The sequence below is a fragment of the Methylobacter luteus IMV-B-3098 genome, from assembly GCF_000427625.1.
Taxonomy (GTDB): Bacteria; Pseudomonadota; Gammaproteobacteria; order Methylococcales; family Methylomonadaceae; genus Methylobacter; species Methylobacter luteus.
On record NZ_KE386569.1, the window covers coordinates 586,259 to 600,237 of the forward strand.

The following is a 13,979-nucleotide window of genomic DNA, read 5'->3' on the forward strand; positions in this document are numbered from 1 at the left end:
GAACACTTCATAAAAACTTTGCCGAAAAGGAACGAAACCTGATCCATGCCGGCCCTTCACTTAATGGTTGCCAGCGGAACCGGGCAGTCATTGCCCACGCACATCGGCCGCATCATGTCGTTGTCCTCATGAGACAAAATATGGCAATGCCAGACATACAGGCCGGGACGGTCGAATCTGGCTTTTACCCGCGTCACTTCACCCGGGTAGGCGATCACGGTATCCTTGGAACCCAGCTCCCAGGCTTCGGGGCCGCGCGCGGCGCCTACTGCCGTTGCCGGAAGCAGGGGCATATCGTTCAAGTCAGATTGCAGTGGCTCACGATTTTGAACCTGGAACTGCACCAGGTGCATATGGATAGGGTGGGCATCTTCGGTGAAATTGTAGATTTCCCATATCTCCGTGGCGCCATTGCCGGGATTTTCGGTAACCGGATCCATCCAGGCGAAGGGCACGGGAGCTCCATCGCCATCCAATGTGCCGAGCATGGACGTGGTCGGGCCGAAGGGAATGCCGGCGGGGTCTTCGACAATATTCCGCAGGCTGTCATGGGCGTTGGTTTGGAAACTCGCGAAAACGGTTCCGGACTCCATTTCATTAACGGACACTTTGCGTATAGTCAGAGGACTGCCCAGATTCTCGGCGGGTAACAAGTGGGTTATCTGTTGCGGAGGAATCGATTCATCCGCCGAAGCAGCAGGCACGACCGTAAACTTCATGACCTGGCCGGTGGTGTCCGGATCGGCGAAGGCATAATCCACGCCGCCCACGCCGCCGCCAAAGGGCTCGTCGGGGCCTTCATTGATCAGGTAGAGCGGTGTTCCGCTCGGAACGTTGGTGAAATCCACGACCACATCGATTCTTTCGGCCGGCCCGATCAGGAGCGAACCCAACTGTTCCGGCCGGGTTTGAAAGCCGCCATCGCCTCCAACCACCCAGAACGGTACGGCTTCTGCTATGGGCCGGGCTGTCGGGTCGCTGGCAATTTTCAGAATCAGGAAGCGCGAATCGGAAGTATTGAGAATGCGGAAGCGATAACGGCGCTGCTCGACGTCAAGCCGCGGCCAGCTGTTTCCGTTGACCAGCATTACGTTAGAGAAATATTCCGGATTCCAGATGGGGGACACATCGCTGTCGCCGCCGGTTGCGGTTTTTTCTGGAATGAAGGGGATTTTCAGGTTGTTCTTCTTTACGCCTTCGAAGAACGCCCGATTGCCGGGATAGAACAGGCTGCCGTCTTTATTGAAGGCTCTATCCTGGATCGTCAAGGGAATCTCGTAGGCGCCTTGCGGCAATGATACGCTAGGCAGGTCCGATGCGCCGCCGCGCAAGATATAATTTCCGCTCAAACCGGCATAGACGTTGTTTCTGGTCATGCCCAGCGTATGGTCATGGAACCATAACTGCGTGGCGCGTTGGTCGTTGGAATATTGATAAGTCGCAGCGCCAGGCTCATCAGCCGCGCCATCAATCTGTGCCCAATGGGTTCCCCGGAAGGCATAATTGGCCGGGATATCCGATGCCGCGGGCAAAGTCCATGATTCGGGGTAGCCGTCGCTGCCCGGAACGACATCCGCGCCATGCAGGTGCGTAACCAAGGGCACGGGTCCGGCATACGGATTCGGGTCCATGCCCATGCTGTCCTGACCGCCAGGCCCTCCGGCCGGATTGGCCCAGTGTACGGTTTGATCGACCGGCAGCAGATGGGGAAGGAAGTTTCCATTGCTGTCCTTGAGATCATTGATCCATTTCACCCGTACCGGACGGTTGAACTTCGCCTCGATGGTATTGGAAGGGGAATGAAAGGTGCCTGGATCATTGCCGGAACCGTATGCCCACAGCGTCGTTTTAGGCAGCGGTGCAGGAAGAACCTGTTGTTCAATCTGGCGCGCGGCGATCTCGTAATAGTCGACATCGGAAGCGTTTCCATCCAGCGTCTCGGGCATTGACGGCGGAACAAACAAGGGGGAGATATACTTGGGAACTTTAGTTGGATCCAGCGTGCCGCCCGGCACTGCCGCCCAGGCAGCGCTCCCCATCCATGGCAACATAAGCATCAGTCCGACTCCGGCCAGAGTCCGCCGCTTGAATGGACATAAGGCTTTTTGCCTGGCTTTTTCCCGGTACTTCACCGTTTTGCCGGGCAGCTTTCTCGGGTTATGCGATTGGACTGCCGTCAAGAAAAAAGCATCGTTGCCGGTTATTTTATTATTGTACTCATGTACTTTATTAGACATGCAGACACCCTCAATACCGCCAAGTTAAAAAATTTATGTTTAAGATTAAACATAAGCATATGATAAAGAAGAAAAAATTAGGTTAGGTAAGATTCTCGTTCAATATCAGGGAACCAAGCCCGGATCATCGTCATGCATAAACCGGGCATGGTTTTTGTATTCACCCCTGTCCCTTTAACAGCCTGTTCATCGCCGCGCGACAATACCTTAAGAAATTATTAAAGGATGAACTGACTTTAGCTTGTAAAAGCAGCGTATGAAATCGGGTTAAACCCTGATTTTTAACTCAGGAAGTACCTTATTTGGTGGGCTACAGCTTGAGGAGGTAAGTGAACAGGTAGCGATGGGGCTGATAATCCGCTGGAGTTATCGATTGAACAGATGTGAAGTCATGCGCATGAAGTAAGGATTTGGTTAAAAATAATTTCCCGGTTTGCGAATGAAATTAGCTCTTATGTAGGGGCGAATTCATTCGCCCAGGGCGACTTAAGTCGCCCCCACAAATATATGTATTCATTGAAATTTAGGGAAGTTATTAATTGCCGCATCCTAAGCCGGGAAAGTATTAGGTGCGGATATGCTTGTCGATAATAAAAAGAGTGCAGCCGCAAACCGGCTGCACTCTTATACGCTTTAAAGGGCGCTATTCGACCCGTAATTTACCCCACAAGCCGCCGTCAAACTGGAACGATGCCTGATCGCGGTAGAGGTAATCGCCGGGCGTCGCGAAGACACCGCCGGCGCCGTTGGCCAACAGGAAGTTGAAATGGCTGCCCGGCCCGATACCGGCCTGAGAGCCATGCCATTCCGACCAGCTATTGTCGCCGATCACCGTTGAACCTTTGGTAAACGGCTCTTCCTGCCAGATGTGCCCGTGTTGCTGGAACACATGATTGCGAGGATGGCCACCGGGTTGCAGTACGCGCAGCCGGACCGGGTCGCCGGCCTTGGCCGTGAAAGTCGGCGTTTCCGCCTCGCCGGTCAGCACATTGCTGAAGTCAAAGCCGCGCGTTACTGACAACGGGGTATCCGGCGCAAACGGTATGCGGGTCCACATCGGCTCGGTCTTGTAGTTGAAGGCTCTCTGGCCGCTGTCCTCGGGATCTTCCGATTCGGCGAGGTTGGGCACGGGCACGCCGTCCTGCTGCAGGTTCAGGTCATCCTGGAACAGCAGCACATGTTCCCTGAAGAACTTGCCGTTCGCCAGGGTGACCGTGGCCGAAGCGCGCATGGCGGCGTCTTCCTGCCAGCTTGAGCTTTGCGGTTCGATGATCAACGCGCCGATCGCGCCTTTGCTGGCGTGTTTGATGCGGTCCGACGGCATCAGGTTGACGGCGCCGTATTCCACCGGCTCGGCAAAATGCTTCTTCTGTTTCGATCTGGCATCAGGATAGGGTTTAGCCGTCAGTTTGCCGGCATACCATATGTATTTGGCCACTTTGCCGGGCGCGGCGGTGACTGTATCGCCGCCCGGCAGGGTCCAGTTCTGGCCTATGCTCAGACCGGCGCCGCGCAGGGCGTCGAACTCCACCAGTTGCGGCGTCAGGCCGATGTGGCTGGAAGGCCGGATGTCGTTGTTGTTGAAGCCTTCGACGATCATGGGCATCGTGCTCCAGCCATCCTGTTGCGTATTGCCCAGGTTCGCGGGCAGGTGATTGAACAGGTCCAGCGTGATGCAGTCGCCGGCGCGGGCGCGCAGGATCAGCGGCTCGACCGGTACGCCGGGTTTCAGTTTTTTCCGGCTCGCGTCCAGATCGGCACCGCGCACGAACAGGATGGCGCCCGGATCTTCCAGCCCGGCCCGCTGGTTGTAAACCAGCGGGCCGCCCAGCAGATCTTTGGCCAGAAACGCATGCACCTGGAAGTTGACCTTGGGTGCCTGGGCCGGGCAGACGCCATGCGTCGTGATGCAGTTCTGCCGGCCACGTTTATCCACGGTACAGTTCACCGGCAGTACGCTTCCCTCCGGATTGCTCGGCAGTTTCGCCAGGGTCGGTCTCGGGTAGCGTTTCGAGTAAGTGCCTTTATCGTTGTAGGTCCGCATGATGCCCCACAGGCCGTTCCAGAGATCATCGGTCGCCATGCCCGGGAAATAGGCCAGATCGATCCATGGCGTGCCCGGATTGACGGAGTCTACGGCATTTACCTCGAACTCGAAGTGCTCGGAGATGCCCAGCATTTGCGAACTGCGGTAACCGGAATCTTTCAGGTCCGGTTCGAACAGCCATTTGAGGCCGTGCGCGCCGAAGTTGTGGCCTTCCTCATGGGCGCCCCCCAGAAGCCGTATCTGGACCTTGTCGCCGGCATAGGCTTTCATCAGCGGCGTGAACGGATCGCCGGGCAGGACATCCCGGGTTAGCGGCTGGGCAAAGAAGTCCGGCTGGCGGTTCAGGGCGGCAATGGCCCGGTCCGTGCGCGATTCCAGCGCGAACGACAGGTCGCCGGCCCGGCCCGGGGTTTGGACGTTGGCGCCATTATTGACCCGCAGCGCGATCGGTTCGTTGCGGTAGTTCACGGTCATGGTGCCGGGATCGTCGGCCGAAATGGCTTCGGGGCAGGGGCGTGGAACGCCGCCCGGACAGGGAACCGCGAGCTCTACCAGATCATGAAGGCCGGCCTCCTGTTTGCCGGGCGGATTGACCGCGGTGTCGTCGCTCCGGTAGGCCAGCGAGAAGTCGCCCATTTCCAGCAGGAACTCGCGGTAAGCGTCCTTGCCGTCGCCGGGCTCGATGATGGCCTGCCAGCTAGTGGGGCCGCCGTCGGTTCGGCCGCCCAGCACCGCGCCGGTCTCGTTGTGCTTCCAGGTGGAACCGGCCGGCTCGATCACCAGGCCGGCATAGAGGCCCGGATGCTGATGGGTGGACGGGCCGAAGTGGTCGTGCGTGAACACGGTGCGCAGGGTGCGGTCCTCGCCGGCATTGTTCAGCACGTCGTCGGCATACCAGCGCTGCACGGTGGTCTGTACGCAGGCGCCGTTGCCGCGCTGGAAGTCGCCCAGGCTACAGACCGGCGGTTTGTCGGCTTGCTCGCCGGTCGGCTCCAGCCATTCGCCCGCCTGTTTGTTGATAGCCTCCAGGCGTTCGTGCACTTCCTCGGGACTAAAGGTGCCGTCCTCATAGTTCCAGCCGTTGCCGGCGCCGTCCGAGGACGTGACGTCGAACTTGACCAGATGGATATGCTGGCTGATGGTGTCGGTCGGCGTCGTCACCTGAAAATCATCCTGCTGGTAAACGTTCGGCACCAGGTTGGTGTGTTGGAAGGTGATGCAGTCCCCGGTGTTGGCGCGGAAGAACATGGGTTCCGGCGGTTTAATTTCATCGACCGTATCCTTGACGTCGTCCCACAGGGTCAGGATGCGCTGCTGCGGGAAATGCCAGCCGGCCTTGTTCATCTTGACATCCAGCTGAATCACGGCGGCATGGTAGAAACGATCATTGCCGGAGGGCTGCTGGTTGTCGTTGATGCAGGGGTCGGCGTACGGCGCGCCCGGCTGGGCCGGCAGGCCGTTGACCTTGAAGGCGCCCGCGCCGCCTTCCGGCTTCGGCGTGCTGTAGGCTTTCGGGCCCGGCGTCACACCGTCGCCGCCATGGAAAATCATGGCTTGGCGCTCCCATAGCGTGCCGTTGTCGGGCAGTTTGATGGCCGACAGGGTGTTAATGGTCTTGCTGAAGTCGAGGCGGTTCTGCTCGCTGGTGGCGCTGCCGCCGATGACTACATGGCGCGGCAGGCCGCCGTCCTCGACCAGATCCAGGGGCGGCTGCGGCGGCCGATGGCCGGCAATGCCGGCGACATAAAACGGATAGCCCGGATTGCCGGAAGCCACGTCAGGCAGCTTGACCTGGCCGTCGGCAATTTCCACCTTGGCGCCGGGCTGCGGCGCCATGGCCATGGTCGGCAGGGGTACGAGCGCCGGGATCGGTGTGCCGGCCTTGATCTCCCGGTCGGGGAGCGCTCGGGCGCCGGGCGCCGGCCGGCCGTCGGCATCGAGTACGGTGCCGGTTTCCAGCACGTCGTGCACGCGCCATAGTTCCCACATGCCGCCGGCGAAATGCGGGTAGAAATGGCAGTGGAAGATCGAATCGCCCGGTGTCCGGTTGCGGTTGCCGCTGCCGTGATGGGCGATCTCATAGGTATAGCCGCTGCCCGGCCCGATGCTCTGGCTGTCCAGATAGGTCGAGTTGTCGCTGTCGGGCGTATGCAGCCATTGGTGGGCGTGCAGGTGGAAGATGTGATGCTCTTTCGGACCGGCGTGCAGGTTGCGGAACTTGACCCGGTCGTTCAGATAGCTGTGGTGCACGTTGGAGGGGTCGTCGGGGAAAAAGGCCTTGGTCGCGAATTCCGGGTCGGCAACCACACCCATGCCTTGCGCATTGATGCCCGCGGGCACGTCCACGACCATGGCCGGATCGCCGAGCACCCAGGAGGTCAGGAAGAACTCCTCATACTTGCAATCGACGCAGTCCTTCATGGGGCCGAGCCCCAGGCGGTTGGCGATGACTTCCGAGCCGACGCCGCCGGTGCCGTAGTTGATGCCGAAACCGTCCCGGACGCCGTGCAGGGTATGGCTGAGGACCGGATCATTGAACCAGTCCGGAAACGCCTGAACGGCCTTGATCTCATCGTGAAAGACGACCGTGAACTCGCGGAACGGATCTTGCCGGTCCGGATACACGGCATTTCTGGGCTCGACCGCCAGACTGAATTTGACCCGGTTAGGGCCGGTGATGATGGCATTGAGGTCCGCGTGGACGATCTTGTTGTTGCTGTCGAGCAGGCTCAGGATGGGCCGGCCGGCCAGCGGATGCGGCGTCGTGCCTTCGATCCGCCAGGTATACGGGGCGGCTTCCAGTGGTCTTGTGGCCGCAGCGGTCAATGAACCGCTTGAATCATCTGCATTGTCAGTGTCCGAGTCGTCGGGACTCCGGTTGGCTGAATCATCAGACTTAACAGTCGATCTATCATCTGTTTGAACGATGATGGCTGAGCCATCGGCATTAACGGCGGTGATGGTGCCTTCAAAACCGGCGGCGATCAGTTTTTTGCCCTGATCGCCGGGGATGAAGCCGGTATTGCTGGTCAGTTGGCTCATGGTCGCCTTAAAGCCGCCGGGTATGGCGGCCAGCGTCAGCACTTCCTGCGGCTTGCGGGTGTCCACGGCCGGGTAGACGGCCTGATAGTCGATGACCGGATAGAATTTGTCATCGGCTTTGGATAGGGTCGATGATGTCGCGGCCAGGGCCAGATCCTGTTCTGTGACCTGGCTGCGGTACCATTCCGCGCCCTTGTTTTCGACATTGACCGCGCCGAACAGGCCGTGCGCCAGCGAGCCGCCGTCGCCTTCGCCGCCGGTCATGGCCCCGGCGCTAAAGCCCAGGAACGTGCCTTCCTTCTCGGCGTAAAACGTATAGGTCAGGCTGCCGCCGGGGGGGACCAGCCCGCTGGGATTATTGCCGACATTGGAGGCGTCGGAGATGATGTCTTTCGGCTGCATGCCGATGACGTGAAACGAGGCCTTGCGCGTGGCGGGGCCGTCGTCATTGCGCACCGGCGTGCTGTTGGAGGGATCGCTGGGCTTGACCGGTTCCAGTAGAGAGCCGTTCAGGTTCGGGCTCAGCCAGTTGGTGAAGTGGACTTGCAGGCAATCGCCTTCGTTCACGCGCAAGGTCAGCGGCCTGGGGCGCTTGTCGTCCCGCAGCCTGGCATTGCCGGGGCCCGGATTCGGCCCGCCCGAGAGATCGACCACATCGGACTTCAGCGCGTAGATCATGCCCGAGGGGTTCATCGCGCCCAGACGGTTATAGTAAAAAAACTGGTCCAGAGCGACGACATCGGCCGACACCGTAGTCTTGCAATTGGCCTGTACCGGGCCGGCATAGGCCAGCGCCACGACGAGTAATGGAAGACAGGCGCCGCCGGTCACCTGCCAGCGTCTGGGTATGTTGCAGGCTTTTTCCTGCTTGTCACTGATGTGCTGAAATTTCATGACATCTCCCTATTTAAATTGAATAAATCATCGCCGCTTAAAAGTATCCTTGAGTCATTCGCTTTCGCGCGCAGCAATACCTTAAGAATTATTAATGGGTGCCCTGACTTTAGCTTGTGGAAACGGAGTATGAAATCGGGTCAAACCCTGATTTTTTACTCAGGAAATACCCGATTTGGTGAGTTCCGGATTGAAAGGCGGATGGACAGGAAGTAAAAATGACATCGCGCTTTGGTAGCAAAACCGAGAATGGCTGATAATCCGCTGGCGGTTTATCGATTGAACATATGATGAGCGGGGGGAAATTGCCGGTGCAAATTCATTTATGCCCTTTGGGTACTTGTGCCCGGTTCGCACTGTGCGGATAGGCTTGTCGATAATAAAAAGAGTGCAGCCGCAAACCGGCTGCACTCCAATGCGCTTTACGGGATGCTATTTGACCCGTAATTTACCCCACAAGCCGCCGTCAAACAGGAACGATGCCTGATCGCGGTAGAGGTTATCGCCGGGCGTATTAAAGATACCGCCGGCGCCGTTGGCCAACAGGAAATTGAAATGGCTGCCCGGCCCGATGCCGGATTGAGAGCCATGCCATTCCGAGAAACTGTTGGTGCCGATCACCGTTGAACCGTTGGTAAACGGCTCCTCCAGCCAGATGTGCCCATGTTGCTGGAACACATGGTTGCGCGCATGACCGCCGGCTTGCAGCACGCGCAGCCGGACCGGATCGCCGGCCTTGGCCGTGAAAGTCGGCGTTTCCGCCTCGCCGGTCAGCACATTGCTGAAGTCAAAGCCGCGCGTTACTGACAACGGGGTATCCGGCTCAAACGGTATGCGGGTCCACATCGGCTCGGTCTTGTAGTTGAAGGCTTTCTGGCCGCTATCCTCGGGATCTTCCGTCTCGGCAAGATTGGGCACGGCCTCGCCGTTTTGCTGCAGGTTCAGGTCATCCTGGAACAGCAGCACGTGTTCCCTGAAGAACTTGCCGTTCGCCAGCGTGACCGTGGCCGAGGCGCGCATGTCGGCATCCTCCTGCCACTTCGCGCCCTGCGGCTCGATGATCAGGGCCCCGATGGCGCCCTTGCTGACCTGCTTCATGCGATCGGACGGTATCAGGTTGACGGCGCCGTATTCCACCGGCTCGGCAAACAGCTTCTTCAGTTTCGACCTGGCATCGGGATAGGCCGCGGGTGTCGTCCTGCCGGCATACCATTTATAGCTGGCCACTTTGCCGGGGGCGGCGGTGACTGTATCACCGCCCGGCAGGGTCCAGTTCTGGCCTATGCTCAGACCGGCGCCGCGTACGGGGTCGAATTCCACCAGTTGCGGGGTCAGGCCGATATGGCTGGAGGGCCGGATGTCGTTGTTGTTGAAGCCTTCGACGATCATCGGTAGCGTGCTCCAGCCATCCTGTTGCGTGTTGCCCAGGTTGGCGGGCAGGTGGTTGAACAGGGTCAGGTTAATGCAGTCCCCGGCGCGGGCGCGCAGGATCAGCGGCTCAACCGGCACGCCGGGTTTCAGTTTTTTCCTGGAGGCGTCCAGATCGGTGCCGCGCACGAACAGGATGGCGCCCGGATCTTCCAGCCCGGCCCGTTCGTTATAGACCAGCGGGCCGCCCAGCAGGTCTTTGGCCAGGAACGCATGCACCTGGAAGTTGACCTTGGGTGCCTTCGCCGGGCAGACGCCATGCGTCGTGATGCAGCTCTGCCGGCCACGTTTGTCCAGGGAACAGTTGACCGGCAGCACGGTGCCTTCCGGATTGCTCGGCAGTTTCGCCAACGTCGGTCTCGGGTAGCGCTTCGAGTAAGTGCCTTTATCGTTGTAGGTCCGCATGATGCCCCACAGGCCGTTCCAGATATCATCGGTCGCCGCGCCCGGGAAATAGGCCAGATCGACAAATGGCGTGCCCGGACTGACGGAGTCAATGGCGTTTACCTCGAACTCGAAGTGCTCGGAGATGCCCATCATTTGCGAGTTGCGATAGCCGGAGTCTTTCAGCGAGGGCTCGAACAGCCACCTGAGACCATGCGCGCTGAAGTTGTGACCTTCCTCATGGGCGCCGACAATAACCCGGAGCTGGACCTTGTCGCCGGCAAAAGTCTTCAGCAGCGGCGTGAACGGATCGCCGGGCAGGACATCCCGGGTTAACGGCTGGGCAAAAAAGTCCGGCTGGCTGTTCAGGGCGGCAATGGCCCGGTCCGTACGCGATTCCAGCGCGAACGACAGGTCGCCGGCCCGGCCCGGGGTCTGGACGTTGGCGCCGTTGTTGACCCGCAGCGCGATCGGCTCATTGCGGTAGTTGACGGTCATGGTGCCGGGATCGTCGGCCGAGATGGCCTCGGGGCAGGGCCGGGGAACGCCGCCCGGACAGTTTTCGGCAACTTTTAGCAGATCATGGAGCCCGGCTTCCGCTTTGGCGGGCGGATTGACCGGGGTTTCATCGTCGCGGTAGGCCAGCGAGAAATCGGCCTGGTGCAGCAGGAACTCGCGATAGGCGTCCTTGCCGCCGCCCGGCTCGATGATGGCCTGCCAGGTGGTCGGGCCGCCGTCCGCCCGGCCGCCCAGGACCTCGCCAGTCTCATTGTGCTTCCAGACCGAGTTGGCCGGTTCGATCACCAGGCCGGCGTAGAGTCCCACCTGTTGATGGGTGGACGGGCCGAAGTGGTCGTGCGTTTTCACGGTGCGCAGGGTGCGATCCTGGCCGAGATTGTTCAGCAGATCATCGGCAAACCAGCGCTGCACGGTGGTCTGCACGCAGGTACCGCCGCCGCGCCGGAAGTCGCCCAGGGAACAGACCGGCGGCTTGCCGGCATTGGGATTTTCAGTGTCCTGCCAATCGCCGCCTTGAGCGTTGATTGCTGTCAGACGCTCAAGCACATCCTGGGGGCTGAAGGTGCCGTCTTCGTAGTTCCAGCCGTTGCCGGAACCGTCCGAGGACGTGACGTCGAACTTGACCAGATGGATATGCTGGCCGATGGTGTCGGTCGGCGTCGCCACCTGAAACTCATCCTGCTCATAAAGATGCGGAACCAGGTTGGTGTGCTGGAAAGTAACGCAGTCCCCGGTGTTGGCGCGCATGAACATGGGTTCGGGCGGTTTGATTTCATCGAGCGTGTCTTCGACATCATCCCGCAGGGTCAGGATACGCTCTTGCGGGAAATGCCAGCCCACCTTGTTCATCTTGACGTCCAGCTGAATCGCGGCGGCGTGGTAGAAGCGGGGCTTGCCGGTGGGCTGCTGTTTGTCGCTGACGCAGGGGTCGGCGTACGGCGCGCCCGGCTGGGCCGGCAGGCCGTTGACCTTGAAAGCGCCCGTGCCGCCTTCCGGTTTCGGCGTGCTGTAGGCTTTCGGGCCCGGCGTCACACCATCGCCGCCATGGAAAATCATGGCTTTCCGTTCCCACGGGGTGCCGTTGGCGGGCAGTTTGATGGCCGACAGGGTGGTCATGTTTTTGTCGAAGCTAAGACGGTTCTGTTCACTGACGGCCGTGCCGTCGGCGATCACATGGCGCGGCAGGCCGCCGTCCTCGACCAGATCCAGCGGCGCCTGTGGCGGCCGATGGCCGGCAATGCCGGGAATAAAAAACGGATAACCGGGATTGCCGGAAGCGACGTCAGGCAATTTGACCTGGCCGTCGGCAATTTCCACCTTGGCGCCGGGCTGCGGCGCCATGGCCATGGTCGGCACAGGTACGACAGCCGGGATCGGCGTGCCGACCTTGATCTCCCGGTCGGGCAGCGCTCGGGCGCCGGGCGCCGGCCGGCCGTCGGCATCGAGCACGGTGCCGGTTTCCAGCACGTCGTGAACGCGCCATAACGACCACATGCCGCCGGCGAAGTGCGGGTAGAAATGGCAGTGGAAGATCGAATCGCCGGCTGTCCGGTTGCGGTTGCCGCTGCCGTGATAGGCGATCTCATAGGTGTAGCCGCCGCCCGGCCCGATGCTCTGGCTGTCCAGATAGGTCGAGTTGTCGCTGTCGGGCGTGTGCAGCCATTGGTGGGCATGCAAATGGAAGATGTGATGCTCCTTGGGACCGGCATGCAGGTTGCGGAATTTGACCCGGTCGTTCAGATAGCTGTGGTTCACATTGGACGGGTCGTCGGGGAAAAAGGTCTTGGTTGCGAATTCCGGATTGGGAACGACGCCCATGTTTCCGTCAGAGTTGATGCCCGCGGGCACGTCCACGACCATGGACGGATCGCCGAGCACCCAGGAGGTCAGGAAGAACTCCTCGTACTTGCAATCGACGCAGTCCTTCATGGGGCCAAGCCCCAGACGGTTGGCGATGACTTCCGAGCCGATGCCGCCGGTGCCGTAGTTGATGGCGAAGACGTCCCGGACACCGAACAGGGTGTGGCGGAGTACCGGATCGTTGAACCAATCCGGAAACGCCTGCACGGCCTTGGCTTCGTCGTGGAAGACGACCGTGAATTCCCGGAACGGATCGAGGCGGTCCGGATACGCGGCATTTCTGGGCTCGACTGCCGGGCTGAATTTGCCCCGGTTGGGTCCGGTGATGATGGCGTTGAGGTCCGCGTGGACGATCTTGTTGTTGTGGTCGAGCAGGCTCAGGATGGGCCGGCCGGCCAGCGGATGCGGCGTCGCGCCTTCGATCCGCCACGCATAGGGAGGTGCTTCCAGGGTGGTGGCCAATGTTGCCGTGACGGTGGCTGAACCATCAGGATTAACGGCGGTGATGGTGCCCTCAAGACCGGCGGCGATCAGTTTTTTGCCCTGATCGCCGGGGATGAAGCCGGCATCGCTGGTCAGGCGGCTCATCGTCGCTTTAAAGCCGCCGGGTATAGCGGCCAGTGTCAGCTTTTCCTGCGGTTTGCGGGTGTCCACGGCCGGGTAGACGGCCTGATAGTCGATGACCGGATAGAATTTGCCATCGGCCTTGGATAGGGTAGATGATGTCGCGGCCAGGGCCAGATCCTGTTCTGTGACCTGGCTGCGGTACCATTCCGCGCCTTTGTTTTCGACATTGACCGCGCCGAACAGGCCGTGCGCCAGCGAGCCGCCGTCGCCTTCGCCGCCGGTCATGGCCCCGGCGCTAAAGCCCAGGAACGTGCCTTCCTTCTCGGCGTAAAACGTATAGGTCAGGCTGCCGCCGGGGGGGACCAGCCCGCTGGGATTATTGCCGACATTGGAGGCGTCGGAGATGATGTCTTTCGGCTGCATGCCGATGACATGAAACGAGGCCTTGCGCGTGGCGGGGCCGTCGTCATTGCGCACCGGCGTGCTGTTGGGAGGATCGCTGGGCGGAATGGGGACTTGTAGAGAGCCGTTCAGGTTCGGGCTCAGCCAGTTGGTGAAGTGGACCTGCAGACAATCGCCTTCGTTCACGCGCAAGGTCAGCGGCCTGGGGCGCTTGTCGTCCCGCAGCCTGGCATTGCCGGGGCCCGGATTCGGCCCGCCCGAGAGATCGACCACATCGGACTTCAGCGCGTAGATCATGCCCGAGGGGTTCATCGCGCCCAGGCGGTTATAGTAAAAAACATGATCCAGGGCGATCACATCGGCCGATACCGTAGTCTTGCAATTGGCCTGTGCCGGGCCGGCATAGGCCAGCGCCACGACGAGTAATGGAAGACAGGCGCCGCCGGTCACCTGCCAGCGTCTGGGTATGTTGCAGGCTTTTTCCCGCTTGTCACTGATGTGCTGAAATTTCATGACATCTCCCTACTTAAATTGAATAAATCATCGCCGCTTAAAAGTATCCTTGAGTCCTCGTTTTCCCGCGCAGCAATACCTTAAGA

General features: G+C 60.2%; 3 protein-coding genes. All 3 read right to left on the bottom strand.

The window, feature by feature from the left end; translation table 11 throughout:
• Positions 1-56: 56 nt before the first annotated feature.
• Positions 57-2,237 carry a multicopper oxidase family protein gene (locus METLU_RS0104680; RefSeq protein ID WP_196806497.1) on the bottom strand — a complete coding sequence of 727 codons (2,181 nt, stop codon included), beginning with the start codon at positions 2,235-2,237 and terminating at the stop codon, positions 57-59.
• A 643-nt stretch (positions 2,238-2,880) separates the two neighbouring features.
• Entirely contained in the window at positions 2,881-8,220 is a 5,340-nt protein-coding gene (locus METLU_RS24505) for a cupredoxin domain-containing protein (RefSeq protein ID WP_051299778.1), read from the bottom strand.
• A 432-nt stretch (positions 8,221-8,652) separates the two neighbouring features.
• Positions 8,653-13,893, bottom strand: coding sequence for a cupredoxin domain-containing protein (locus METLU_RS24510; protein WP_051299779.1), 5,241 nt, complete (start codon positions 13,891-13,893; stop codon positions 8,653-8,655).
• Positions 13,894-13,979 lie beyond the last annotated feature (86 nt).

Excerpts from the sequence above, each read along its gene's own strand:
- METLU_RS24510 (WP_051299779.1), bottom strand. The coding sequence starts at position 13,893 with ATGAAATTTCAGCACATCAGTGACAAGCGGGAAAAAGCCTGCAACATA.
- METLU_RS0104680 (WP_196806497.1), bottom strand. The coding sequence starts at position 2,237 with ATGTCTAATAAAGTACATGAGTACAATAATAAAATAACCGGCAACGAT.
- METLU_RS24505 (WP_051299778.1), bottom strand. The coding sequence starts at position 8,220 with ATGAAATTTCAGCACATCAGTGACAAGCAGGAAAAAGCCTGCAACATA.